Genomic DNA, 21,516 nt, shown 5'->3' with positions numbered 1-21,516 from the left:
GCCATGCGCGATTGGCGCTGGCTGCTGCTGGTGCTGGCCCTGCTGCTGGCATGGCTGCAGTACCGTTTCTGGTTCGGCCCGGGCAATTCGGGGGAAGTGATGATGCTCGAAGCCCAGGTTGCCGGCCAGGAACGGGACAACGAAGGTCTGCAGCAGCGCAATGATGCGCTGGCTGCCGAAGTGAAGGACCTCAAGGAAGGCCAGTCCGCCATCGAAGAGCGCGCACGCAGTGAGCTGGGCATGATCAAGCCCGGCGAGAAGTTCTACCGGGTGGTCGACGACGCGCCGGTTCGTCCGGCGCAGCCGCCGGTGCCGATGCCCGAACAGGCGGGCGACCACCCGGCGGACGTGCCATGAGCGCGGCGATCTGGGTGGTCGTTCCCGCTGCCGGTCGTGGCGCCCGCTTCGGTGCGCCACTGCCCAAGCAGTATCTGCAGGCGGGCGGGCAGATGCTGCTGGCCCACACCCTGCAGGCACTGCTGGCCCACCCGGCCGTTGCCGGCGCGATGGTGGTGATCGGCGAGGATGACGCGGATTGGCCGGGCTGGAGCGAATGGGCCGGCAAGCCGGTGCTGACCTGCACGGGGGGGGCGACCCGCGCCGCCTCCGTGCTGGCCGGCCTGCTTGCGCTGCCGGAGAGCGTCCGCGCCGATGAGTTCGTGCTGGTGCACGATGCCGCGCGGCCCAATCTGTCGCTGGCCGACCTGGGCCGCCTGCTGGAGGTTGGCCGTACCGATCCGGTCGGGGCCATTCTTGCCGCGCCGGTACGCGACACCCTGAAGCGGGCCGGTGACGATGGTGGCATCGACGGCACCGAGCCCCGCGAGCGCCTGTGGCGCGCGCTGACCCCGCAGCTGTTCCGCCGCCATCAGTTGATCCGCGCGCTGACCGACGCCGCTGCGTCCGGCGTGGACGTCACCGACGAAGCCATGGCCATGGAACGCCAGGGCCAGCGCCCGCTGCTGGTTGAAGGCAGCGAGGACAATTTCAAGGTCACCACGCCCGCCGACCTGGACCGCTTCGAATTCGTACTTTCCCGCCGCGCCGGCTGAACGCCCGCGCGGCCCTGCTGCAAGGGTTGCATCCATGAGCACTGCTCCGTTCCCGCCCGTCCGCATCGGCCAGGGCTACGACGTCCACGCCTTTGGTGAGGGTGACCACATCATGCTGGGAGGCGTGCGCGTGCCGCACAGCCACGGTGTGCTCGCGCACAGCGATGGCGACGTGATCCTGCACGCGCTGTGTGACGCCATGCTCGGCGCGCTGGCGCTGGGCGACATCGGCCAGCACTTTCCGCCCAGCGATGATCGCTGGAAAGGGGCCGACAGCAGCGACTTCGTCCGCCACTGCGACGCTCTCCTGCGTGAGCGTGGCTGGTGCGTCGGCAACTCTGATGTCACCGTGATCTGTGAACGACCGAAGGTCGGGCCGCATGCGCTGGCAATGCGTGAATGCATCGCGGCACTGTTGCAGCTGCCACTGGATGCGGTCAGCGTAAAGGCCACCACGTCGGAGAAGCTTGGCTTCACCGGTCGCGGTGAAGGCATCGCGGCACAGGCTGTGGTCCTGCTGGTGGCGGTATGATTCCGCTGCCGCTCGCCTTCGGTGCGCCGCTGCTGCAGGCGCGCATCCGCACCACGCCGGAGGATTTCCAGGTCGACGAGCTGCCGGCCTTTGAGGCCACGGGCGAGGGCGAGCATCTGCTGCTGCATGTCCGCAAGCGCGGTGCCAACACCGTGCATGTGGCCAAGGTGCTGGCCAAGTGGGCTGGCTTGCCGGAGATGGCGGTCAGCTATGCCGGGATGAAGGATCGCCACGCGGTCACCACCCAGCGCTTCAGTGTGCATCTGCCCAAGCGCGTCGCGCCGGATCTGGCGCTGCTGGCCAGCGATGATATCGAAGTGCTCGATGCAACCTGGCACAACCGCAAGCTGCAGCGTGGCGCGCTGGCCGGCAATCGTTTCAGGCTGGTGCTGCGCCAGGTACGCGGCGATGCGGTCGCAATCAGCGAACGCCTGCAGCAGATTGCCGATCGTGGTTTGCCGAACTGGTTCGGCGAGCAGCGTTTCGGCCGCGATGGCGGCAACGTTCCGGCAGCGCTGGCGATGTTCGGTGGCCGCCGCATGCGCAAGGACCAGCGCTCGCTGCTGCTGTCGGCTGCGCGTTCAGCACTGTTCAATCGCGTGCTTGCCGCACGCGTGGAGCAGGGTGTCTGGGACCAGCCGCTGGACGGTGAGGTGTGGATGCTGGATGGCAGCCGCAGCGTGTTTGGTCCGGAGCCTTACACCGATGCACTGGCAGCGCGGCTGGCCGGGTTCGATATCCATCCCAGCGCGCCGTTGTGGGGAGAGGGCGAGCTGCGCAGTACCGGCGCCGCCCGCGAGCTCGAACTGCGCGCGCTCGACGACGAGGAATCGAAGGCGCTGCGTGCCGGACTGGAAGAGGCACGGCTGAAGCAGGAGCGCCGCGCGTTGCGCCTGCGTCCTGCGCTGCTGCAGCACCAGTGGCTGGCGGAAGATGTGCTTGAGCTGTCGTTCGCGCTGCCGCCGGGCTGCTACGCCACCGCGGTCCTGCACGAGCTCGGACCGGTCGAGGACGCCGCGCAGTCCTGAGCGGATTGCATCAGCGCCGGGACAGCAGCACTAGTACGGCACCGGTTCCGCCCTGGCTGGTCGGCGCCGAATGGAAGGCAAGCACATCGTTGCGCAGGCGCAGCAGCCGGTCGACCAGATTCTTCAGGACCGGCGCACCACCGTCGGACTGCAGTCCCTTGCCGTGGATGATGCGCACGCAGCCATACTCATGTGCGTGCGCCTCCAGCAGGAACTGGCGCAGCATGGCCTCGGCCTGCGCTGCGGTCGCGCCATGCAGATCCAGCTCGTCCTGCACCGAGTACTGGCCGCGCTTGAGACGCTGGAACAGCCGCGGCGGAAGGGCGTCGCGCCGGTAGCTGGCCACATCCCCGGCTTCCAGCGGTGCGCTGTCGCGCAACAGCCGGGCGAACTCGCCGGCGGCCTCGGCCTCGTCGCGTTCGGCCATGCGCGCGCGCGGCTTCGGCCGGGCAGCGGCCGGCGCGGGTTCGGCGTCTTTGCGCAGCGGCGTCACTTCGCCGATGGCCGCGCGGAAGAGCGCGGCAGGGTCTTCGTCTTCTGGATGCGACATGCGCACAGGGTAAACCGGTGACGCGAGCCTGCCTATCGCAATGCGAGGCCAGTCGTGACCGCCGGCAGGGTAGGACCTGCGGCTCGCATGCGGCACAATAGACGATGCCCCTGCAGGGTCGTCGGCTTCCGCAGGGAAGCACGACGGTCCCGCCAACACCGCACGGTGACGGAATCGAATTCTTGGAAAATCAAGCGGTTAAATCGAAGATGCGAATTCTGGTCAGTAACGACGATGGCGTCGACGCCGCAGGTATCCGGATGCTTGCCTCGGTACTGCGTGACGCCGGCCACGAAGTGACGGTGGTCGCACCCGACCGCGATCGCTCAGGCGCCAGCAATTCACTGACCCTGGACCTGCCCATCCGGCTCAAGCGCATCGATCACTACACCGTGTCGGTGGCCGGCACGCCCACCGACTGCGTGCATCTGGCGCTGACCGGCCTGCTGGAGTTCGAACCCGACATTGTCGTGTCGGGCATCAACAACGCCGCCAACCTGGGTGACGACGTGATCTATTCCGGAACCGTCTCGGCGGCGATGGAGGGGCGCTTCCTCGGCCTGCCCGCGGTGGCGGTGTCCCTGGTGACCCGCAATCACGATCCCCGTCACTTCGAGACCGCGGCGCGTGCCGCCGTGGAAATCGTCGCCCGCCTCAAGGCCGACCCGCTGCCGGCGGACACCATCCTCAACGTCAACGTGCCCGACCTGCCGTGGACCGAGGTCAAGGGTTTCGAAGTCACCCGGCTGGGCAACCGCCATCGCGCCGAAGGCTGCATCCCGCAGAAGGATCCACGCGGCAACGAGGTGTACTGGATCGGTCCGGCGGGCCGCGAGCAGGACTCCGGCCCCGGCACCGACTTCCACGCGGTGCGTACCGGGCATATCTCGATCACCCCGATCCAGGTGGATCTGACCCGCTATCAGGCGCTTGAGAAAGTGGCCAGCTGGGTCGGCGGTCTCAGCGCCGCGCTGGACCAGCCGGCATGAGCCCACGCCTTCGCCTGCAACCGGAAGCCGTCGGCATCGGCATGACGTCACAGCGCGTCCGCGATCGTCTGGTCGATCGCCTGCGCGAAGCCGGCATCGTCGACGAGTCCACGCTGAACGCGATCCGGGTGGTGCCCCGCCATCTGTTCATCGACGAGGCCCTGGCCTCGCGGGCCTATGAAGACACCGCGCTGCCGATCGGCCACGGCCAGACCATCTCGCAACCCTGGGTGGTGGCCCGGATGACCGAAGCGGTCGTGCAGGTGGCGCCCAAGCGGGTGCTGGAGGTGGGGACGGGCTCCGGCTACCAGGCCGCCGTGCTTGGTGCACTGGGTCTGGAGGTCTACACCGTGGAGCGCATCGGCGACCTGCTGCGGCAGGCCCGCAAGCGGTTCCGCGCACTCGGCATGAACATCCGCACCAAGCACGATGACGGCCGTGTCGGCTGGGCCGAGCACGGCCCGTTCGATGCCATCGTCGTCACAGCTGCGGCCCCGGCGCTGGTCGACGCACTGATCGAGCAGCTGGCCGAAGGTGGCCGGCTGGTGGCGCCGGTCGGCGGTGCCAGTGCACAGTCGCTGGTGCAGCTGGACCGCAGGGCCGACGGCAGCGTCGAACAGCGCGTGCTGGCACCGGTCACCTTCGTGCCGCTGCTGTCTGGCATGCTGGATTGAATCCACGGAGCAGGGTTGCATGAAGATTTTCGGACCGCTGTACGAGCGGGCGATGAAGTGGGCGGCGCACGAACGCGCGCCGACCTACCTGACGGTGCTGAGTTTTTTCGAGGCGATCATCTTTCCGGTGATGCCGGAAGTGATGCTGGCCCCGATGTGCGTGGCTCAACCCCGGCGCGGCTGGTGGTTCGCGACCCTCAGCCTGGCCGGTTCGATGGTCGGTGCCGTGGTCGGCTATGCGCTGGGTCACTTCGCATTCGAGGCGATCAAGCCGTTGTTCGAAGTGCTGGGCATGTTGCCGGCAATCGAACAGGGCATCACCACCGTGCAGGAGAAGATGGCCGAATCGCCGTGGGCGGTGTTCACGTTCCTGGTCCTGGGCGGCTTCATGCCCATCCCGATGAAGGTCTTCACGTGGGCATCGGGTATCGTCGGCGTACCGATGCCGCAGTACCTGCTGAGCATGCTGATCGGACGCGGCAAGCGCGTGTATGTGCTCGCTGCCGTGATCCGCATCGGTGGAGCGCGCGCCGAAGCGGCGCTGCGTCGCTGGATTGAACCGCTGGGCTGGATCGCCACCGCCTTGGTGGTGGTGCTGATCGCCTGGCTTGTATGGAGGTCGAAGTTCGCATGAGTGCTGATCGTCTGAGCAAGGGAGTGCGCGTCGGCGCGCTGGTGCTGCTGGTTTCCGGCCTGGCTGCCTGTGGCACTGCCACGGTGGTGCGGCCCAATGGCAGTGGTGGCGGGGCGGCGGTCACTACGCCCAAGACTTCGGTGGCCAAGCCGGGGCAGACCGTGGTCGTGCGCAAGGGCGACACGATCTACGCGCTGGCCCGCATCCACGACATCACCCCGGCCGATCTGATCGCGTGGAACAGCCTGGACAACCCGTCGACGATCTATCCGGGGCAGGTCATCCGCCTGTATCCGCCGGGGGCCAGCAGCGGCCGCGCACCGACCACCGTGGTCACCGCGCCGCGCAGCGGCGGCAGCACGGCACCGGCCACGGCACCGGCCGGTCCGGTGAAGAGCAACATCGCCTGGCGCTGGCCAGCCGATGGCGCGATCGTGGGCCGCTACGTGGCAGGCGACGCAACCAAGCAGGGCGTCGACATTGCCGGCACCAGCGGGCAGGCCGTCAAGGCCACCGCCAACGGTGTGGTGGTGTACTCGGGCGCCGGACTGGTCGGCTATGGCGAGCTGATCATCATCAAGCACAGCGACCAGTGGCTGTCGGCCTACGGCCACAACCGCAAGCGCCTGGTCAACGAGGGACAGAGCGTGAAGGCGGGTGAGCAGATTGCCGAGATGGGGCGCACCGGCGCGAATCGCGACATGCTGCACTTTGAAATCCGCTACAACGGCAAGCCGGTCGATCCGCAGCAGTACCTGCCAGCGCGCTAGCGCAGGCAGGTACGGTAGCGCCGGGCCATGCCCGGCGTACGTGCATCAAGGTAGCGCCGGGCCATGCCCGGCGTATGCGCATCAAGGTAGCGCCGGGCCATGCCCGGCGGTGGTCCTCAACCTTCCAGGATGAACGCGGCCGCCACCTTGCGGCCTTCGCCGGCAAGGATGTTGAAGGTGCGCGCCGCGGCAGGGTTGTTCATCACTTCCAGGCCGATCCCGCGCGACAGGCAGGCGGCCATTACCGCAGCCGACGGAAACACCTGCCGCTCGCCGGTTCCCAGCACGATCAATGCAGGACTCAGTGCCAGCACCGGTTCCAGGTCGGCCACCGTCAGCGCCGCCGCATCGGCGACAGGCCAATGTTCGACCAGCTGGTCCGGCGTCAGCAGAAAGCTGCTGGCCAGCACCGTGTCATTGACCTTGGCCGAGCGGCCATCGGCAGCGCGCAGGCTGTAGGCGTAATCGGGCGGCTCGTGGTTCAGCTGCATGGCGGTAGCGCGATCAGCCGCGCGGCAGCACGATCTGGCGCTGCTCCCTGCTCGGGCGATACAGCACGGCAACGTGACCGATGCGCTGCACCAGCGCACTGTCGGTGGCTTCGACGATCTCGCCGATCATCGCGTCCCGGGCCTCGCGGTCCTCGGCTGCGACCTTGACCTTGACCAGCTCGTGGCGCTCCAGCACTTCGTTCAGCTCCGCGATGAAGGCCGGGGTCACTCCCTTGCCGCCGGTCTGCAGCAGGGCCTTCAGGTCGTGGGCTTGGCCGCGCAGGAAACGGGTCTGGGAGGCGGTCAGGGCGATGGACATGCAGGAAAAGACGGTTGAATGGGGGGATCAGGGTATCATGACGGCCCCATCAGCCCCTATTTCCAATGGCAACCCGCAGCAAAAGCAGCCAGCGCTGGCTCAAGGAACACTTCTCCGACCCCTTCGTGAAGAAGGCGCAGGCCGAAGGCATGCGCTCGCGGGCGGCCTACAAGCTTGAAGAGTTGCTTGAACGTGACCGCCTGCTGAAGCGGAACATGGTCGTGGTGGACCTCGGTGCCGCCCCTGGCGGATGGTCTCAGCAGGTTCGGAGACAGATGGGAGACACCGGCCGCGTGCTGGCGCTGGACATCCTGGAGATGCCGCCGCTGGCGGGTGTGGAGTTCCTTCACGGTGACTTCAGGGAAGAAGCCGTCCTATCTCAGTTTGAAGCCATGCTCGGGGACGAGCCGGTGGACCTTGTGCTGTCGGACATGGCCCCCAATAAAAGTGGCATGGACGCGGTCGACCAGCCGCGGATGATGCATCTGGCGGAGCTGGCGCTGGACTTCGCCGACAACCACCTGAAGACCGGCGGGGCGTTCCTGATCAAGCTGTTCCAGGGTGTGGGCTTTGACGACTACGTGCGTGAAATGCGCCGTCGCTACGACAAGGTCTCCATCCGCAAGCCGGAAGCGTCGCGCAAACGCTCTCCCGAGGTGTACGCCTTGGGTCAGGGCAAACGCGCCCACATGAAGTAAGCTCGCAACGTAAGTTTCAACCCCAACGCAACGCCCGCACTGAGAGGAACACCGGAGCCAATGAGGATGAACGACTTGACCAAGAACCTCCTGCTATGGGTGGTCGTCGCCGTCGTGCTGATGGTGGTCTTCCAGAGCTTCTCGCCCAAGTCCTCCGGGGCCGGTGCGCAGGGTGCGTCCTATTCGCAGTTCCTGGACCAGGTGGACAGCGGCAACGTGCAGAAGGTCGCCTTCGGCGGCGACATGCGCGGCGGCACCAGCCAGATCACCTACACCACCCGGGGTGGACAGTCGTCCACCATCACCGCGCCGTTCGATCGCGACCTGATCAACGTGCTGCGCACCAAGAACGTCGAGATCGTGCAGGAGGAGCCCTCCAGCGGCATCTCCCTGGGCGCGATCCTGATGAATTTCCTGCCGGTCATCCTGATCATCGGCTTCTGGCTGTTCATCATGCGCCAGATGCAGGGCGGCGGCGGCGGCGCCAAGGGCGCGATGTCCTTCGGCAAATCGCGCGCCAAGCTGCAGGGCGAGGACCAGATCAAGGTCACCTTCGCCGATGTCGCCGGCTGCGACGAGGCCAAGGAGGAAGTGGGCGAACTGGTCGACTTCCTGCGCGACCCGTCCAAGTTCACCAAGCTGGGCGGCAAGATTCCGCGTGGCGTGCTGATGGTCGGCCCGCCGGGTACCGGCAAGACGCTGCTGGCCAAGGCCATCGCCGGTGAGGCGAAGGTGCCGTTCTTCTCGATCTCCGGTTCGGACTTCGTGGAAATGTTCGTCGGTGTCGGCGCCAGCCGCGTGCGTGACATGTTCGAGCAGGCCAAGAAGCACGCCCCGTGCATCATCTTCATCGACGAGATCGATGCCGTCGGCCGCCACCGTGGTGCCGGCCTGGGCGGCGGTCACGACGAGCGCGAGCAGACCCTGAACCAGCTGCTGGTCGAGATGGATGGCTTCGAGGGTGGCGAAGGCGTGATCGTGATCGCCGCGACCAACCGCCCGGACGTGCTGGACCCGGCGCTGCTGCGCCCGGGTCGCTTCGATCGCCAGGTGGTGGTCGGCCTGCCCGACGTGAAGGGCCGCGAGCACATCCTGAAGGTGCACATGCGCAAGCTGCCGCTGGCCGACGACGTCGAGCCGCTGGTGATCGCGCGCGGTACCCCGGGCTTCTCCGGCGCGGACCTGGCCAACCTCTGCAACGAGGCAGCCCTGTTTGCTGCGCGTGGCAACGAGAAGGAAGTCCGCATGGACCACTTCGACCGTGCCCGCGACAAGATCCTGATGGGTGCCGAGCGCCGTTCGATGGCCATGAGCGAGGAGGAGAAGACCCTCACCGCCTACCACGAAGCCGGCCATGCCATCGTCGGCCGCCTGGTGCCCGAGCACGACCCGGTCTACAAGGTCACGATCATTCCGCGCGGCCGCGCCCTGGGTGTGACCATGTACCTGCCTGAGGGCGACAAGTACTCGATGAACCGCGTGGCGATCCAGTCGCAGCTGTGCTCGCTGTACGGCGGCCGCGTCGCCGAAGAGCTGATCTTCGGCACCGACAAGGTCACCACGGGTGCGTCCAACGACATCGAGCGCGCCACCAAGATGGCCCGCAACATGGTCACCAAGTGGGGCCTGTCCGAAGAACTCGGTCCGATCGCCTATGGCGAGGAGGACGACGAAGTCTTCCTGGGCCGCTCGGTGACGCAGCACAAGAGCGTGTCCAACGACACCGCGCGCCGCATCGACGAGGAAGTGCGCAACATCCTCGACAAGGCCTACGCCCGCACCACCCAGCTGCTGACCGACAACATCGACAAGCTGCACACGATGTCGCAGCTGCTGCTGCAGTACGAGACCATCGACGCGCCGCAGATCGACGCCATCATGGAAGGTCGCGAGCCGCCGCCGCCGGCGGGCTGGAACAAGTCGAACAAGGACGGTGGCAGCAACGACAAGGGCGGTGATGCTCGCCCGCTGCCGCCGATCGCCGGTCCGGCCGAATCGCACTGACGGCCCGCTGCACGTGATATCAGACGAGGCCGGGGCAACCCGGCCTCGTCGTTTCCGGGCCATCGGCCCACCCCGAAGAACCGATCTGACGCTGGAGCCCGCATGTCCGCCCCGAAGCCCGAACCGATTTCCCACACCGTCGAGATGGTCATCGCCACCGTGGTCGGCGTGGGTGTGGGCCTGGGGGCCGACAATCTGCTGCTGGGCTGCGTGGTGGGTATTGCGATCGGCATCGTCCTGAGCATTGCCAGGACCCTGTACGTGGACCGCAAGCGCCGCCGCCGTTGAGGGGTGTCGGCAGGGCTGACGCCCTGCAACCGGACCGGCCCCGCCTTTCATCAGCAAACCAGCTGTTGCTCTGGCTGTTGTTGTCGCCCTGGCCTCTGCGGGTGCAGGGCGCAGCCCTGCCGAACTAAACTACCCGCCGTTGTCCCTGCAGGATTGCCCATGTTCGATACCTCGCCCCAGCTCGACTGCGCCGGTCGCATCCTGCGCCTGGACCGTGCCCGGGTCATGGGCATCGTCAACGTCACCCCGGATTCGTTCTCTGACGGGGGGCACCATGACACCACGGAGGCCGCGGTCGCGCATGGCCTGAAGCTGGTGGAAGAGGGCGCCGACCTGCTCGACATCGGGGGTGAATCGACCCGTCCCGGCGCTGTACCGGTATCGATGGAGGAAGAGCTCCACCGCATCGTTCCGGTCATCGAGCAGCTTGCGGCGCGTACCTCCGTGCCGATCAGCATCGATACCTTCAAGCCTGAGGTGATGCGCGCGGCGGTGGCCGCCGGCGCCGGCATGATCAACGACATCTTCGGCCTGCGCCAGGACGGCGCGCTGGAAGCGGCCGCTGCGGCCAACGTGCCGGTGGTGCTGATGCACATGCAGGGCGAGCCGGGCAACATGCAGGCCGATCCGCACTACGACGACGTCGTTGCCGAAGTCCACGGGTTTCTCGTGCAGCGCCTGTTCGCCGCCGAGATGGCCGGCATCGCGAAGAAGCATCTGGTCATCGATCCGGGTTTCGGCTTCGGCAAGAACACCACGCACAACATGACCCTGTTGGCGCGTTCGGAGCGTTTTCTGGAACTGGGTGTGCCGATGCTGGCGGGCCTGTCGCGCAAGCGCAGCCTTGGCGAGCTGACCGGGCGTGAAGCGCCGGCCGAGCGGGTGGCGGCGTCGGTGGCCGCGCACCTGATTGCCGTGCAGCGCGGTGCGCGTATCGTGCGTGTACATGACGTCGCCGCCACCGTCGATGCACTGAAGATCTGGCGGGCAGTGGACGCCGTGCCGGCGCCACGCGATGACACCCGGCCGACGATCAGCTGGCCGGACGAAGACTGATGGGCGTTGACCGGCGGCCGCTGGCGATTGCCGTGATGGGGCCGACCGCCAGTGGCAAGACGGCCACCGCGATCGCCCTGGCCCGGCAGCTGGATGGCGAGATCGTCAGCGTTGACTCGGCGCTGGTCTATCGCCATCTGGATATCGGTTCGGCCAAGCCCGACGTTTCCGAGCGCGCACAGGCGCCGCATCACCTGCTGGACCTGCGTGATCCGTGGCAGACCTACTCAGCGGCAGAGTTCGCCGCCGACGCCGGCCGCGTCGTCGCCGACATCGTTGCGCGTGGACGGATGCCGATCCTGGCCGGGGGCACCGGCCTGTACTTCCGCGCCCTGCTGCAGGGACTGTCGCCCATGCCGGAGGCCGACCCGGCCCTGCGCGCCACGCTGGCAGCCGAGGCCGCCGAGCGCGGTTGGGCCGCGTTGCATGCCGAACTGGCGAAGGTGGACCCCGCCGCTGCTGCCCGCATCCATGCGACAGACCCACAGCGGATCCAGCGGGCGCTGGAGGTCTATCGACTGACGGGAACGCCGATCAGCGAGTGGCAGCGCCGGCCCGGCGTGGCGCCGCTGCCGGTACGCACCCTGAAGCTGGTCCTGGCGCCGCACGACCGGGCAATCCTGCACCGGCGGATCGAGGCCCGCTTCGATGCCATGCTGGCCCAGGGCTTCCTCGACGAAGTGCGCGATCTGCGCGCGATGCCGGAAATGGCCGCTGTCGCGGCACCGCTGGACCTGCCGGCGGTGCGTGCGGTCGGGTACCGCCAGGCTTGGGAGCATCTGGACGGCCGGATCGATGCCGGCGGCTTCCGCGACAAGGCGATCTTCGCCACCCGCCAGCTGGCCAAGCGGCAGCTGACCTGGCTGCGCGGTGAGCTTGACGCGCGCTGGTTCGACCCCCATATCGACCACGAGCGGCTGGCCGACGCGGTGTCGACCTTCGTCGCACGCTGAACCGCCGCCAGCCGTGTAACATCACTGTCCGGCGGGCGGCTCGGGGGCCGCGGCGGCCGCCGGCAACCCAATAAGAACAATAATCAGGAGTGAGCAATGTCCAAGGGGCAATCGCTGCAGGATCCTTTCTTGAATGCACTGCGGCGCGAACGCGTGCCGGTTTCGGTGTACCTGGTCAACGGCATCAAGCTGCAGGGCACGATCGAGTCGTTCGATCAGTTCGTGGTCCTGCTGCGCAATACGGTCAGCCAGATGGTCTACAAGCATGCGATCTCCACCGTGGTGCCGGCACGCAATGTGAAGGTTGGGCCGGGCGGTGGTTATGTGCAGTCGGGTGAAGGTGGTCAGGCAGGTGATGAAGCAGACGAGTAAGACCGGAGCGGTGAATGTTTGACCGCTCGAAAAAGGGTGAACATGCCCTGCTGATCCAGCCGCACTTCGGCAAGCTGGAAGACGACGTGCTGGAAGAGTTCGGTGATCTGGCCCGCTCGGCAGGGGCCAGCATCGCTGCCACGATCACCGCGCGCCTGGACCGTCCCAATCCCTCGACCCTGATCGGCAGCGGCAAGCTGGATGAGATCAAGGCAGCAGCCGACGCCACCGGCGCCGATCTGGTGCTGGTCAACCATGCGCTGAGCCCCGGCCAGGAACGCAACCTGGAACGCTTCCTGGAGCGCCGGGTGATCGACCGTACCGGGCTGATCCTGGACATCTTCGCGCAGCGCGCTCACAGCCACGAAGGCAAGCTGCAGGTCGAGCTGGCGCAGCTGCGTCACCTTGCGACGCGGCTGGTGCGCGGCTGGACCCATCTGGAGCGCCAGCGCGGTGGTTCGATCGGCCTGCGCGGCCCGGGTGAAACCCAGCTGGAAACCGACCGCCGTCTGCTGCAGAAGCGGGTGGAGCAGTTGCAGAAGCGGCTGGAGAAGGTCGAAGTCCAGCGCACCCAGATGCGCCGTGCGCGCGTGCGCAGCGAACTGCCGCGTGTGGCCCTGGTCGGTTACACCAATGCCGGCAAGTCGACCCTGTTCAACGCGATGACCGGCGCCGAGGCCTATGCGGCCGACCAGCTGTTCGCGACCCTGGACCCGACGGTGCGCCGCATCGCTGTGCCGGGTGGAAACGTCGTGCTGGCCGACACCGTCGGCTTCGTCCGTGACCTGCCGCACGACCTGGTGGCCGCGTTCCGCTCGACCCTGTCCGAGGCCCGCGAGGCCGATTTCCTGCTGCACGTGGTCGATGCGGCCGATCCGCACCGCGAGGAGCGCATCGCCCAGGTCGACGAGGTGCTGGCTGCGGTCGGTGCGGGTGATCTGCCGCAGCTGCTGGTGTTCAACAAGATCGACCGTATCGAGGGCGCCGAAGTGCGCCACGATGGTCAGGATGGCGTGCCGGACGAGTCGCGCCGCGAGCGGGTCTGGATCTCCGCGCGTGACGGGCAGGGCCTGGAGCTGTTGCAGACGGTGCTGGGCAAGCGCCTGGGGTTGCAGCATGTGACCGGGGAGCTGCGCCTGCCGCCGGATGCGGGCCGCCTGCGCGCGCGCCTGCATCAGCTGGAAGTGATCCGCAGCGAGCAGGCAGACGAGGAGGGCTGGCTGCTGCAGGTCGATCTTCCGATTGCCGAAGCCGAAAAACTCGCGGCGGGCATTGATGGCGGGCCGATCCGTGCCCTGCTGCCGGAAAAGCTGCCGGAATGGTGAGATAGCGCCGCACAATCCCGGTGCGCGCCGCTGCGTAGTCGGGCGCGTACCGGCCGGGACGCGACACGCGTCTGCGATCTGCGGTACAACAGGCGGGTTCTTCACCCCACTGTCATCTCGATGTCCATCCCTACCGACGCCGACCTCAACGCCCAAGCTGCCGCACTCGGGCAGCGCCTGCAGCAGGCCTCGCTGCAGCTTGTGACGGCTGAAAGCTGCAGTGGCGGCTGGATCGCCAAGACCATGACCGACATTGCCGGTTCCTCGGCGTTTTTCGACTGCGGCATGGTGGTCTACAGCTACGAAGCCAAGCAGCGCCTGCTGGGGGTACGTGCGCAGACGCTGGAGCAGTTCGGTGCGGTGAGCCGCGAAACGGTGCTGGAGATGGTGTCCGGCGCCCTGATCAACTCTGGTGCCGGCATCGCGGTGGCGGTTACCGGCATTGCCGGTCCTGGTGGCGGCAGCCCGGACAAGCCGGTCGGCAGCGTCTGGATCGGCTGGAAGCGCCGCGGCGGATACGCCCGGGCGGAACTGTTCCAGTTCGATGGCGACCGCGAAGCCATCCGCAGGCAAACCGTCGCTGCGGCATTGCACGGTATCGACGCCCAGCTGTGACATGCTGCTGCGGTAATCGTCCGGAGCACGCATGATGTGGGAAACGCTGGGCACCGTCCGTGACCTGGGGAGGCTGCAGGAAATTGCAGCGGTCCTGATCCGTTATGGCTTCGGCGACGTGGTGCGCCGGATCGGCCTGGCCACGGTGCTGGAGCGTGCCGGGCGCCTGCTGCACTGGAACGAGGACCGCCAGCATCTGCTGCGGATGACCGCGCCGGTGCGGGTGCGCAGCGCCCTGCAGGACCTCGGTCCGACGTTCGTCAAACTCGGACAGGTGCTGGCGACCCGTGTCGATCTGCTGCCGCCGGAGTGGATCGCCGAGCTTTCCGAACTCCAGAATGCGGTATCGGCCCTTCCTTATGCGCAGATCCGCGCGCAGCTGGAGGCCGATCTGGGCGCGCCTCCGCAGCAGGTATTCGCCTTCCTCGACGAAACACCGATGGCGGCGGCCTCGCTGGCGCAGGCCCATCGCGCGCGCCTGCTGGACGGCCGCGAAGTGGTGCTGAAAGTGCGTCGTCCCGGCATCCGTGACGTGGTCGAAGCCGACCTGCGCCTGCTGGCACGGCTGGCCGAAATCGTCGACGCGCGTCTTCCGGATCTGCGCCGTTACCGGCCGGCAGAGGTGGTGCAGCAGTTCACCGTATCGCTGCGGCGCGAACTCGATTTCGCGGCCGAATGCCGCAACGCGGAGCGCATCGCACGCAACTTTGAAGGTCGCGACGACATCCTTGTTCCCGGCGTGCATTGGCAGTGGACCTGCGAAAGCCTGAACGTGCAGGACTTCGTGGACGGCATTCCGGGCCGCGATCTTGCCGGCGTGGACGCAGCAGGGCTGGACCGTCGCGAACTGGCGCGGCGCGGTGCCAACATCGTATTGAAGATGGTGCTCGAGGACGGCAGCTTCCACGCCGATCCACACCCGGGCAACATCATCTATCTGCGTGACGGCCGCATCGGCGTGATCGACTTCGGCATGGTCGGGGCACTGTCCGAAGTGCGTCGCTTCCAGGTTGCGCAACTGCTGCACGGGCTGGTCGAACAGGACCCGCAGGGGGTGGCCGACGTCCTGCTGGACTGGGCCGGGGGCGTGGAGGTGGATGAGAACCGGCTGCAGCACGACATCAGCCAGTTCGTTGACCAGTACCGTGGCGTGCCGCTGAAGGATCTGCGCATCGGCCTGATGCTGGGCGACATCACCCAGTTGCTGCGCAGCTACAGCCTGACCCTGCCGGCCGACCTCGCACTGATGATCAAGGCGTTCCTCACCCTGGAAGGCATGGGCCGGCAGCTCGACCCGGACTTCGACATGGCCAGTGCCGCACGCCCCTTCCTGGAGCGGGTGGTACTGCAGCGCTACGCGCCGCGGGCATTGCTCAAACGCGGCCGGCGCAGCCTGTTGGGAATGATCGACTTCGCCGGCGATCTGCCGCGCGATCTGCGCAAGCTGGTGCAGGCGGCGCGCCGTGGGCGCCTGCAGCTGAAGGTCGAGACCAGTGCGCTGCAGGGCTTTGGCGAGCAGGTGAACCGTGCGGCCAATCGCATGGTGATGGGCATCGTGACTGCAGCGCTGATCATCGGCTCATCGATCGTCATGCACAGCGTCGGTGGGGTTTCCAGCCGCTGGCTGCTGGCACTCGGGGTCTCCGGATTCGTCGGGGCCGGTATCTGCGGCGTCTGGATCCTGTTCTCCATCTGGAGAAGTGGCAGGCACGACTGAGTGTCGTTCGCTGCGGTATCGCCCGGCACGCTTCGCCTTGTCGTGTCCGGCACTTGCAGTTCCCGTAGTTAGTAGTAATACTACTAACCATGGACCTGACCGACACCCAGCAGGCGATCCTGCAGTTGATCGCCGAGCGTATCGAGAGCGAAGGCGCGCCGCCGTCGCAGACTGAAATCGCACGTGCGTTCGGCTTCAAGGGCGTACGCGCGGCCCAGTACCACCTGGAGGCGCTGGAGCAGGCGGGAGCGATCCGCCGCATTCCCGGCCAGGCCCGGGGCATCCGCCTGGTGCAGGCTCCCCCCGTGGAGACCCTGGCCGAGCCCGGGCTGCCCGAGAGCGTGCTGCGGCTGCCAGTACTGGGGCGGGTCGCCGCCGGCCTCCCTATCGGCGCGGATATCGGCTCGGACGATTTCGTGGTGCTGGACCGGGTGTTCTTTTCGCCCGCGCCGGATTACCTGCTGAAGGTGCAGGGTGACTCGATGATCGACGAAGGCATCTTCGATGGTGACCTGATCGGCGTGCACCGCACCCGCGACGCCCATTCGGGGCAGATCGTGGTGGCGCGCATCGATGATGAGATCACCGTCAAGCTGCTGAAGATCGCGAAGGACCGTATTCGGCTGTTGCCCCGGAACCCCGATTACAAGCCGATCGAAGTGCTTCCCGACCAGGACTTTTCGATCGAAGGCCTGTACTGCGGCCTGTTGCGGCCGAATCGCTGAAGCGTTCGAAGGTGCGTTACCCCGCGGTCTTTTGTGGCGATTCTCTGGTTCCACCGAGGTTGGTACGGATGTCCGATAATTCTTTTCAAAGCGCCGGGCAGAATCTCAGCCTGTGCGATACGTCCGCCTTAAAGTGAAGCCATGGCAAAGAAGACCCCCAAAGACAGCACCCCCAACGAAATGACCTCTGCAAGGACCAATACGATGGACGAGAACAAGAAGCGCGCATTGGCTGCTGCTCTGGGCCAGATCGAAAAGCAGTTCGGCAAGGGCTCGGTGATGCGCATGGGCGACCGTGTGGTCGAGCCCGTCGAAGCCATTCCGACCGGTTCGCTGATGCTCGACATCGCATTGGGCATCGGGGGGCTGCCGAAGGGCCGCGTGGTGGAAATCTATGGACCGGAGTCCTCGGGCAAGACCACGCTGACGCTGCAGGCCATCGCCGAGTGCCAGAAGATGGGAGGCACCGCTGCCTTCATCGATGCCGAGCACGCTCTCGACCCGATCTATGCCGCCAAGCTTGGCGTGAACGTGGACGACCTGCTGCTGTCGCAGCCCGATACCGGTGAACAGGCATTGGAAATCGCCGACATGCTGGTCCGTTCCGGCTCGGTGGACATCCTGGTGATCGACTCGGTCGCGGCATTGACCCCGAAGGCCGAAATCGAGGGCGAGATGGGCGACCAGTTGCCGGGTCTGCAGGCCCGCCTGATGAGCCAGGCGCTGCGTAAGCTGACCGGCAACATCAAGCGCTCGAACACGCTGGTGATCTTCATCAACCAGCTGCGCATGAAGATCGGCGTGATGATGCCGGGCCAGAGCCCGGAGACCACCACGGGTGGCAACGCGCTGAAGTTCTATGCCTCGGTCCGTCTGGACATCCGCCGCATCGGTGCGATCAAAAAGGGCGATGAGATCATCGGTAACCAGACCAAGATCAAGGTCGTCAAAAACAAGCTGGCCCCGCCGTTCAAGCAGGTAATCACCGAGATCCTGTATGGCGAAGGCATCAGCCGTGAAGGTGAACTGATCGACATGGGCGTGGATGCCAAGCTGGTCGAGAAGGCCGGTGCCTGGTACAGCTATGGCGAAGAGCGCATCGGCCAGGGCAAGGACAACGCCCGCGGTTATCTGCGTGACAACCCGACCGTCGCCGCCAAGCTCGAAGCCGAGCTGCGCGAGAAATTCCAGCCGTCCGAGGCCGTCCGTGAGGACGGCGACGACGAAGGCGACGACGAGTAAGTCTTGCTGTGGGGTAGGGTGACGCCGTCAGTGACGTCGCTCTACCCCGCAGGTTCGAACCGCCCAGGATGGGCAGGGTGCCAGGGACGGCGCCACCCCTGGAGGGATTGATGTCCGACAGCGACGAACCTACCTCGACAGGCCGAAAGCGCCGGCCTCGCGAGCAGACTCCGGTGCAGCGGGCACTGGGCCTGCTGGTCCGCCGGGAGCATTCACGCAAGGAATTGACCCGCAAACTGACTGCGCGGGGTATCGAAGACGAAGCCGCGCAGGCAGCGGTCGCCAAGCTGACCGAGGCGGGGTGGCAGGACGACACCCGGTTTGCCGAGAACCTGGTGCGCATGCGGGCCAACACCGGTTACGGCCCCATCCATGTGCGTGCCGAACTGGGGACCCATGGGCTGGACAGTGCCGCGATTGCCGCAGCGATGGACAGCTACGAGGGCGACTGGCAGGAGAACGCCCGTGATCTGGTCCGCCGCCGCTTTGGCGAGGCCGGCCCACAGGACCTGGCGCAGCGCCGCAAAGCGGCGGATCTGCTGGCGCGGCGGGGCTTCGACGGTGACAGCATCCGCCGTGCGACCCGCTACGACCCTGACGATTGAGACTGGCGGCGCCGGGCCTGATACCCTTTAGGTTTTCGGCGGTCCGTCGCGACCCTGGCCCAGGCGGCCGGTGGTCCGGGTCCGCCGGCCCGCAGACTGCCAGCCCCCAATGAACGCACCCGCCAAATTCACGACCTCCCAGATCCGCAGCGATTTCCTTGAATTCTTCAAGGGCAAAGGCCATACCATCGTGCCGTCGGCACCGCTGGTGCCTGGCAACGATCCGACCCTGCTGTTCACCAACTCCGGCATGGTGCAGTTCAAGGACGTGTTCCTCGGTGCCGAGAAGCGCAGCTACGTGCGCGCGGCCGATGTCCAGCGCTGCCTGCGCGCGGGTGGCAAGCACAACGATCTTGACCAGGTTGGCTACACCGCCCGCCATCACACTTTCTTTGAAATGCTGGGCAACTGGTCGTTTGGTGACTACTTCAAGAAGGACGCGATTGCGTGGGCGTGGGAGCTGCTGACCCAGGTCTGGAAGCTGCCGGCCGATCGCCTGCTGGTGACTGTCTACCAGACCGACGACGAAGCCTACGAACTGTGGCGCGACATGGTGGGGGTGCCGGAAGAGCGCATCGTGCGGATCGGCGACAACAAGGGCGCGCCGTTCGCGTCGGACAACTTCTGGCAGATGGCCGACACCGGCCCGTGTGGTCCGTGCACCGAGATTTTCTACGACCACGGCGACCACATTGCCGGCGGTCCTCCGGGGTCGCCGGATGAGGATGGCGACCGCTTCATCGAGATCTGGAATCTGGTGTTCATGCAGTTCGACCGCCAGCCGGACGGCACTCTGGTGCCGCTGCCGGCGCCGTGCGTGGACACCGGCATGGGCCTGGAACGTCTTGCGGCGATCCTGCAGCATGTCCACACGAACTACGAGATCGACCTGTTCCAGGCTCTGATCCGCAAGGCCGCCGAGCTGACCGGTACCTCCGACCTGGAGAACAAGTCGCTGCGCGTGATTGCCGACCACATCCGCGCCTGCTCGTTCCTGATCGTCGATGGCGTCCTGCCTTCCAACGAAGGACGGGGCTATGTGCTGCGCCGTATCATCCGCCGCGCCCTGCGTCATGGTTGGATGCTGGGTGTGCGCCAGCCGTTCTTCAGCAAGCTGGTGCCGACGCTGGTTGCACAGATGGGCGAGGCCTATCCGGAGCTGCCGGCGGCAGCGGACACCGTGACCCGCGCGCTGCAGGCTGAGGAGGAGCGGTTCGCCGAGACGCTCGACGCCGGCATGAAAATCTTCGAAGACGTTGCGGCGAGGGCCGGCAATGGCGTGATCCCGGGAGGTGACGCCTTCCGCCTTTACGACACCTATGGCTTCCCCCTGGACCTGACCCAGGACATCGCCCGCGAGCGTGACCTGACGGTCGATATCGCCGGGTTCGATGCGGCAATGGAACAGCAGCGCGAGACCGCGCGTGCCGCGGGCAAGTTCGGCGGTGGCGTGACCCTGCCGGCCGAGCTGGTGGCGACGCTCACCCCGACCGTGTTCCTGGGCTACGACCGCCTGCAGGCCGGTGACCTGACCGTGCTGGCGCTGCTCAAGGAGGGGCGTCCGGTGCAGTCGGCCAGTGCCGGCGATGCCGTCATCGTCATCACCAACCAGACGCCGTTCTATGCCGAGTCCGGCGGCCAGGTCGGCGATACCGGCGTAATGACCGGCAACGGCGTGCGCCTGGCGGTGGAAGACACCCAGAAGTTCGCGGGCCAGTTCCACGGCCATGTCGGTACCCTGACCGAAGGCGACCTGAAGGTGGGCGATGTGCTGGCTGGCGAGGTCGACGGTGAGCGCCGCGGCGCCACCATCCTCAACCACTCGGCCACCCACCTGCTGCACGCGGCCCTGCGCGAAGTGCTGGGTACGCACGTGCAGCAGAAGGGCTCGCTGGTGGCGCCGGACCGCCTGCGTTTCGATTTCTCGCATTTCCAGCCGATCAGTGCCGAAGAACTGGCCGTGATCGAGCGCAAGGTCAATCAGCAGGTGCGTGCCAACAATGTTGCCGAAGTGCACTCCATGGGCATGCAGGAAGCACTCGATTTCGGCGCAATGGCACTGTTCGGAGAGAAGTACGGCGAACAGGTCCGGGTACTGAAAATGGGCGACTATTCCACCGAACTGTGTGGTGGCACCCACGTCAAGCGCACCGGTGATATCGGCCTGTTCAAGATCACCTCGGAAGGCGGTGTCTCCGCGGGCGTGCGTCGCATCGAAGCGGTCACCGGTCAGGGCGCCCTGGATTACGTCGATGCCGAAGAGGCGCGGTTGTCCGAGGCGGCCGAGCTGCTGGGTGGCAGTGCTGCCGACGTGGTCGAGAAGATCCGGGCGCTTGGCCAGCGCCAGAAGCAGCTGGAACGTGAACTGGAAGCGGTGAAGGCCAAGGTTGCCGCGGGTGCGACCGCCGACCTTTCCAGCCAGGCGGTCGAGGTCGCGGGCGTGAAGGTACTGGCGGCCCGCCTGGAGGGCTTCGACGCCAAGGCGCTGCGCGATGCCGTGGACCGCCTGAAGCAGCAGCTGGGAGACGCGGTGATCGTGCTGGCAGGTGCCCAGGACGGCAAGGCCGCCCTGGTCGCCGGCGTGAACGGCAGTGCAACGGGCCGGGTCAAGGCCGGGGAACTGTTGTCGCATATCGCCGGTCAGATCGGGGGCAAGGGCGGCGGACGCCCGGACCTCGCCCAGGGTGGTGGCGAGGACGGGCCCGCCCTTGCCACTGCACTGGCTGCCGTCGTCGAATGGGTCAGCCCCCGCCTGTGATGAAGCCTGCCGTCCCCCTTCTTGTAGGAGCGGGACGGCTGACGGTACCATTGCGAATCTTTTCCCTTTGTCGTGGTAGCGCTTCTTGACGAAGCGTCAAGCCGGTGGGGGATACCCTT

At 66.6% G+C, this 21,516-nt stretch carries 24 protein-coding genes; 21 read left to right on the top strand and 3 right to left on the bottom strand.

What is annotated here, in order from left to right:
- The first annotated feature begins 3 nt into the window (after positions 1 to 3).
- The 4 genes from ftsB to truD are packed head-to-tail and all read left to right on the top strand — an operon-like array spanning position 4 to position 2,612.
- Positions 4 to 357: a cell division protein FtsB gene (gene ftsB, locus ACVOJ1_RS02585; protein ID WP_053519725.1), complete on the top strand. Its 354-nt coding sequence runs from the start codon at positions 4 to 6 to the stop codon at positions 355 to 357.
- A complete protein-coding gene (gene ispD / locus ACVOJ1_RS02580) occupies positions 354 to 1,052 on the top strand; it encodes a 2-C-methyl-D-erythritol 4-phosphate cytidylyltransferase (RefSeq protein WP_053519726.1) in 699 nt (232 codons plus the stop codon). Before ftsB ends, ispD begins: the two co-directional genes overlap by 4 nt.
- A gap of 34 nt (positions 1,053 to 1,086) precedes the next feature.
- Entirely contained in the window at positions 1,087 to 1,584 is a 498-nt protein-coding gene (gene ispF / locus ACVOJ1_RS02575; protein ID WP_164152231.1) for a 2-C-methyl-D-erythritol 2,4-cyclodiphosphate synthase, read from the top strand.
- Positions 1,581 to 2,612 (top strand): tRNA pseudouridine(13) synthase TruD, encoded by a 1,032-nt coding sequence (gene truD, locus ACVOJ1_RS02570; protein ID WP_164152232.1) that lies wholly within the window; start codon positions 1,581 to 1,583, stop codon positions 2,610 to 2,612. The genes ispF and truD overlap by 4 nt, the downstream gene beginning before the upstream one ends.
- Positions 2,613 to 2,622: 10 nt before the next feature.
- Here truD and ACVOJ1_RS02565 read toward each other — a convergent pair whose 3' ends face one another.
- Positions 2,623 to 3,162: a Smr/MutS family protein gene (locus ACVOJ1_RS02565; RefSeq protein ID WP_346479945.1), complete on the bottom strand. Its 540-nt coding sequence runs from the start codon at positions 3,160 to 3,162 to the stop codon at positions 2,623 to 2,625.
- Positions 3,163 to 3,371: 209 nt separating this feature from the next.
- Between ACVOJ1_RS02565 and surE the strand changes: the two genes are divergently transcribed.
- From surE to ACVOJ1_RS02545, 4 genes are read left to right on the top strand one after another with little or no spacing between them, the layout of a single operon-like run.
- Positions 3,372 to 4,151, top strand: a complete 780-nt coding sequence (surE, locus tag ACVOJ1_RS02560) for a 5'/3'-nucleotidase SurE (protein ID WP_053519730.1) — start codon at positions 3,372 to 3,374, stop codon at positions 4,149 to 4,151.
- Positions 4,148 to 4,825 carry a protein-L-isoaspartate(D-aspartate) O-methyltransferase gene (locus ACVOJ1_RS02555; protein WP_053519731.1) on the top strand — a complete coding sequence of 226 codons (678 nt, stop codon included), beginning with the start codon at positions 4,148 to 4,150 and terminating at the stop codon, positions 4,823 to 4,825. The genes surE and ACVOJ1_RS02555 overlap by 4 nt, the downstream gene beginning before the upstream one ends.
- Before the next feature lie 19 nt (positions 4,826 to 4,844).
- Positions 4,845 to 5,459, top strand: coding sequence for a YqaA family protein (locus ACVOJ1_RS02550; RefSeq protein ID WP_053519732.1), 615 nt, complete (start codon positions 4,845 to 4,847; stop codon positions 5,457 to 5,459).
- A complete protein-coding gene (locus tag ACVOJ1_RS02545) occupies positions 5,456 to 6,229 on the top strand; it encodes a peptidoglycan DD-metalloendopeptidase family protein (RefSeq protein WP_053519733.1) in 774 nt (257 codons plus the stop codon). Before ACVOJ1_RS02550 ends, ACVOJ1_RS02545 begins: the two co-directional genes overlap by 4 nt.
- Before the next feature lie 116 nt (positions 6,230 to 6,345).
- Here the strand turns inward: ACVOJ1_RS02545 and ACVOJ1_RS02540 are convergent, their stop codons facing one another.
- Positions 6,346 to 6,720 (bottom strand): Mth938-like domain-containing protein, encoded by a 375-nt coding sequence (locus tag ACVOJ1_RS02540; protein WP_053519734.1) that lies wholly within the window; start codon positions 6,718 to 6,720, stop codon positions 6,346 to 6,348.
- A gap of 13 nt (positions 6,721 to 6,733) precedes the next feature.
- On the bottom strand, positions 6,734 to 7,039 hold the full coding sequence (yhbY, locus tag ACVOJ1_RS02535) for a ribosome assembly RNA-binding protein YhbY (RefSeq protein WP_053519735.1): 306 nt from the start codon (positions 7,037 to 7,039) through the stop codon (positions 6,734 to 6,736).
- A 65-nt stretch (positions 7,040 to 7,104) separates the two neighbouring features.
- Here yhbY and rlmE point away from each other — a divergent pair, with 65 nt between their 5' ends.
- From rlmE to alaS, 13 genes are all read left to right on the top strand, one after another.
- On the top strand, positions 7,105 to 7,737 hold the full coding sequence (rlmE, locus tag ACVOJ1_RS02530) for a 23S rRNA (uridine(2552)-2'-O)-methyltransferase RlmE (RefSeq protein ID WP_065181256.1): 633 nt from the start codon (positions 7,105 to 7,107) through the stop codon (positions 7,735 to 7,737).
- Positions 7,738 to 7,803: 66 nt separating this feature from the next.
- Positions 7,804 to 9,741: an ATP-dependent zinc metalloprotease FtsH gene (ftsH, locus tag ACVOJ1_RS02525; RefSeq protein ID WP_053519737.1), complete on the top strand. Its 1,938-nt coding sequence runs from the start codon at positions 7,804 to 7,806 to the stop codon at positions 9,739 to 9,741.
- A gap of 102 nt (positions 9,742 to 9,843) precedes the next feature.
- Positions 9,844 to 10,029 carry a hypothetical protein gene (locus tag ACVOJ1_RS02520; protein WP_053519738.1) on the top strand — a complete coding sequence of 62 codons (186 nt, stop codon included), beginning with the start codon at positions 9,844 to 9,846 and terminating at the stop codon, positions 10,027 to 10,029.
- Positions 10,030 to 10,188: 159 nt separating this feature from the next.
- Positions 10,189 to 11,085 (top strand): dihydropteroate synthase, encoded by an 897-nt coding sequence (gene folP, locus ACVOJ1_RS02515; protein WP_346479944.1) that lies wholly within the window; start codon positions 10,189 to 10,191, stop codon positions 11,083 to 11,085.
- Positions 11,085 to 12,038, top strand: a complete 954-nt coding sequence (gene miaA, locus ACVOJ1_RS02510; protein ID WP_065181258.1) for a tRNA (adenosine(37)-N6)-dimethylallyltransferase MiaA — start codon at positions 11,085 to 11,087, stop codon at positions 12,036 to 12,038. The genes folP and miaA overlap by 1 nt, the downstream gene beginning before the upstream one ends.
- Positions 12,039 to 12,134: 96 nt before the next feature.
- A complete protein-coding gene (hfq, locus tag ACVOJ1_RS02505) occupies positions 12,135 to 12,410 on the top strand; it encodes an RNA chaperone Hfq (RefSeq protein ID WP_004152891.1) in 276 nt (91 codons plus the stop codon).
- 14 nt (positions 12,411 to 12,424) lie between these two features.
- Complete coding sequence (hflX, locus tag ACVOJ1_RS02500) at positions 12,425 to 13,735, top strand: ribosome rescue GTPase HflX (RefSeq protein ID WP_346479943.1); 1,311 nt, start codon at positions 12,425 to 12,427, stop codon at positions 13,733 to 13,735.
- A gap of 120 nt (positions 13,736 to 13,855) precedes the next feature.
- Positions 13,856 to 14,350 carry a CinA family protein gene (locus ACVOJ1_RS02495; protein WP_053520002.1) on the top strand — a complete coding sequence of 165 codons (495 nt, stop codon included), beginning with the start codon at positions 13,856 to 13,858 and terminating at the stop codon, positions 14,348 to 14,350.
- A 34-nt stretch (positions 14,351 to 14,384) separates the two neighbouring features.
- The gene (gene ubiB, locus ACVOJ1_RS02490) at positions 14,385 to 16,067 is read left to right on the top strand and encodes a 2-polyprenylphenol 6-hydroxylase (protein WP_346480043.1); all 1,683 of its coding nucleotides are present in this window, start codon (positions 14,385 to 14,387) and stop codon (positions 16,065 to 16,067) included.
- Positions 16,068 to 16,156: 89 nt separating this feature from the next.
- Positions 16,157 to 16,792: a transcriptional repressor LexA gene (gene lexA / locus ACVOJ1_RS02485; protein WP_053520003.1), complete on the top strand. Its 636-nt coding sequence runs from the start codon at positions 16,157 to 16,159 to the stop codon at positions 16,790 to 16,792.
- A 204-nt stretch (positions 16,793 to 16,996) separates the two neighbouring features.
- Entirely contained in the window at positions 16,997 to 18,034 is a 1,038-nt protein-coding gene (gene recA, locus ACVOJ1_RS02480) for a recombinase RecA (protein WP_128990793.1), read from the top strand.
- Positions 18,035 to 18,144: 110 nt separating this feature from the next.
- Positions 18,145 to 18,639, top strand: a complete 495-nt coding sequence (recX, locus tag ACVOJ1_RS02475; RefSeq protein ID WP_111186069.1) for a recombination regulator RecX — start codon at positions 18,145 to 18,147, stop codon at positions 18,637 to 18,639.
- A gap of 109 nt (positions 18,640 to 18,748) precedes the next feature.
- Positions 18,749 to 21,397 carry an alanine--tRNA ligase gene (alaS, locus tag ACVOJ1_RS02470; RefSeq protein ID WP_197600435.1) on the top strand — a complete coding sequence of 883 codons (2,649 nt, stop codon included), beginning with the start codon at positions 18,749 to 18,751 and terminating at the stop codon, positions 21,395 to 21,397.
- The last annotated feature ends 119 nt before the right edge of the window (positions 21,398 to 21,516 follow it).

The organism is Stenotrophomonas sp. STEN225, from assembly GCF_056756445.1.
The sequence above is the reverse complement of the archived record's forward strand: the minus strand, read 5'-3'. Positions and strand labels throughout refer to the sequence as shown.

Excerpts from the sequence above, each read along its gene's own strand:
- lexA (WP_053520003.1), top strand. The coding sequence starts at position 16,157 with ATGGACCTGACCGACACCCAGCAGGCGATCCTGCAGTTGATCGCCGAG.
- ftsH (WP_053519737.1), top strand. The coding sequence starts at position 7,804 with ATGAACGACTTGACCAAGAACCTCCTGCTATGGGTGGTCGTCGCCGTC.
- hflX (WP_346479943.1), top strand. The coding sequence starts at position 12,425 with ATGTTTGACCGCTCGAAAAAGGGTGAACATGCCCTGCTGATCCAGCCG.
- recA (WP_128990793.1), top strand. The coding sequence starts at position 16,997 with ATGGACGAGAACAAGAAGCGCGCATTGGCTGCTGCTCTGGGCCAGATC.
- ACVOJ1_RS02495 (WP_053520002.1), top strand. The coding sequence starts at position 13,856 with ATGTCCATCCCTACCGACGCCGACCTCAACGCCCAAGCTGCCGCACTC.
- hfq (WP_004152891.1), top strand. The coding sequence starts at position 12,135 with ATGTCCAAGGGGCAATCGCTGCAGGATCCTTTCTTGAATGCACTGCGG.
- surE (WP_053519730.1), top strand. The coding sequence starts at position 3,372 with ATGCGAATTCTGGTCAGTAACGACGATGGCGTCGACGCCGCAGGTATC.
- yhbY (WP_053519735.1), bottom strand. The coding sequence starts at position 7,039 with ATGTCCATCGCCCTGACCGCCTCCCAGACCCGTTTCCTGCGCGGCCAA.
- ACVOJ1_RS02550 (WP_053519732.1), top strand. The coding sequence starts at position 4,845 with ATGAAGATTTTCGGACCGCTGTACGAGCGGGCGATGAAGTGGGCGGCG.
- ftsB (WP_053519725.1), top strand. The coding sequence starts at position 4 with ATGCGCGATTGGCGCTGGCTGCTGCTGGTGCTGGCCCTGCTGCTGGCA.
- alaS (WP_197600435.1), top strand. The coding sequence starts at position 18,749 with ATGAACGCACCCGCCAAATTCACGACCTCCCAGATCCGCAGCGATTTC.
- rlmE (WP_065181256.1), top strand. The coding sequence starts at position 7,105 with ATGGCAACCCGCAGCAAAAGCAGCCAGCGCTGGCTCAAGGAACACTTC.
- recX (WP_111186069.1), top strand. The coding sequence starts at position 18,145 with ATGTCCGACAGCGACGAACCTACCTCGACAGGCCGAAAGCGCCGGCCT.
- ACVOJ1_RS02540 (WP_053519734.1), bottom strand. The coding sequence starts at position 6,720 with ATGCAGCTGAACCACGAGCCGCCCGATTACGCCTACAGCCTGCGCGCT.
- ACVOJ1_RS02565 (WP_346479945.1), bottom strand. The coding sequence starts at position 3,162 with ATGTCGCATCCAGAAGACGAAGACCCTGCCGCGCTCTTCCGCGCGGCC.
- ispD (WP_053519726.1), top strand. The coding sequence starts at position 354 with ATGAGCGCGGCGATCTGGGTGGTCGTTCCCGCTGCCGGTCGTGGCGCC.
- ubiB (WP_346480043.1), top strand. The coding sequence starts at position 14,385 with ATGTGGGAAACGCTGGGCACCGTCCGTGACCTGGGGAGGCTGCAGGAA.
- ACVOJ1_RS02545 (WP_053519733.1), top strand. The coding sequence starts at position 5,456 with ATGAGTGCTGATCGTCTGAGCAAGGGAGTGCGCGTCGGCGCGCTGGTG.
- folP (WP_346479944.1), top strand. The coding sequence starts at position 10,189 with ATGTTCGATACCTCGCCCCAGCTCGACTGCGCCGGTCGCATCCTGCGC.
- ispF (WP_164152231.1), top strand. The coding sequence starts at position 1,087 with ATGAGCACTGCTCCGTTCCCGCCCGTCCGCATCGGCCAGGGCTACGAC.
- ACVOJ1_RS02520 (WP_053519738.1), top strand. The coding sequence starts at position 9,844 with ATGTCCGCCCCGAAGCCCGAACCGATTTCCCACACCGTCGAGATGGTC.
- truD (WP_164152232.1), top strand. The coding sequence starts at position 1,581 with ATGATTCCGCTGCCGCTCGCCTTCGGTGCGCCGCTGCTGCAGGCGCGC.
- miaA (WP_065181258.1), top strand. The coding sequence starts at position 11,085 with ATGGGCGTTGACCGGCGGCCGCTGGCGATTGCCGTGATGGGGCCGACC.
- ACVOJ1_RS02555 (WP_053519731.1), top strand. The coding sequence starts at position 4,148 with ATGAGCCCACGCCTTCGCCTGCAACCGGAAGCCGTCGGCATCGGCATG.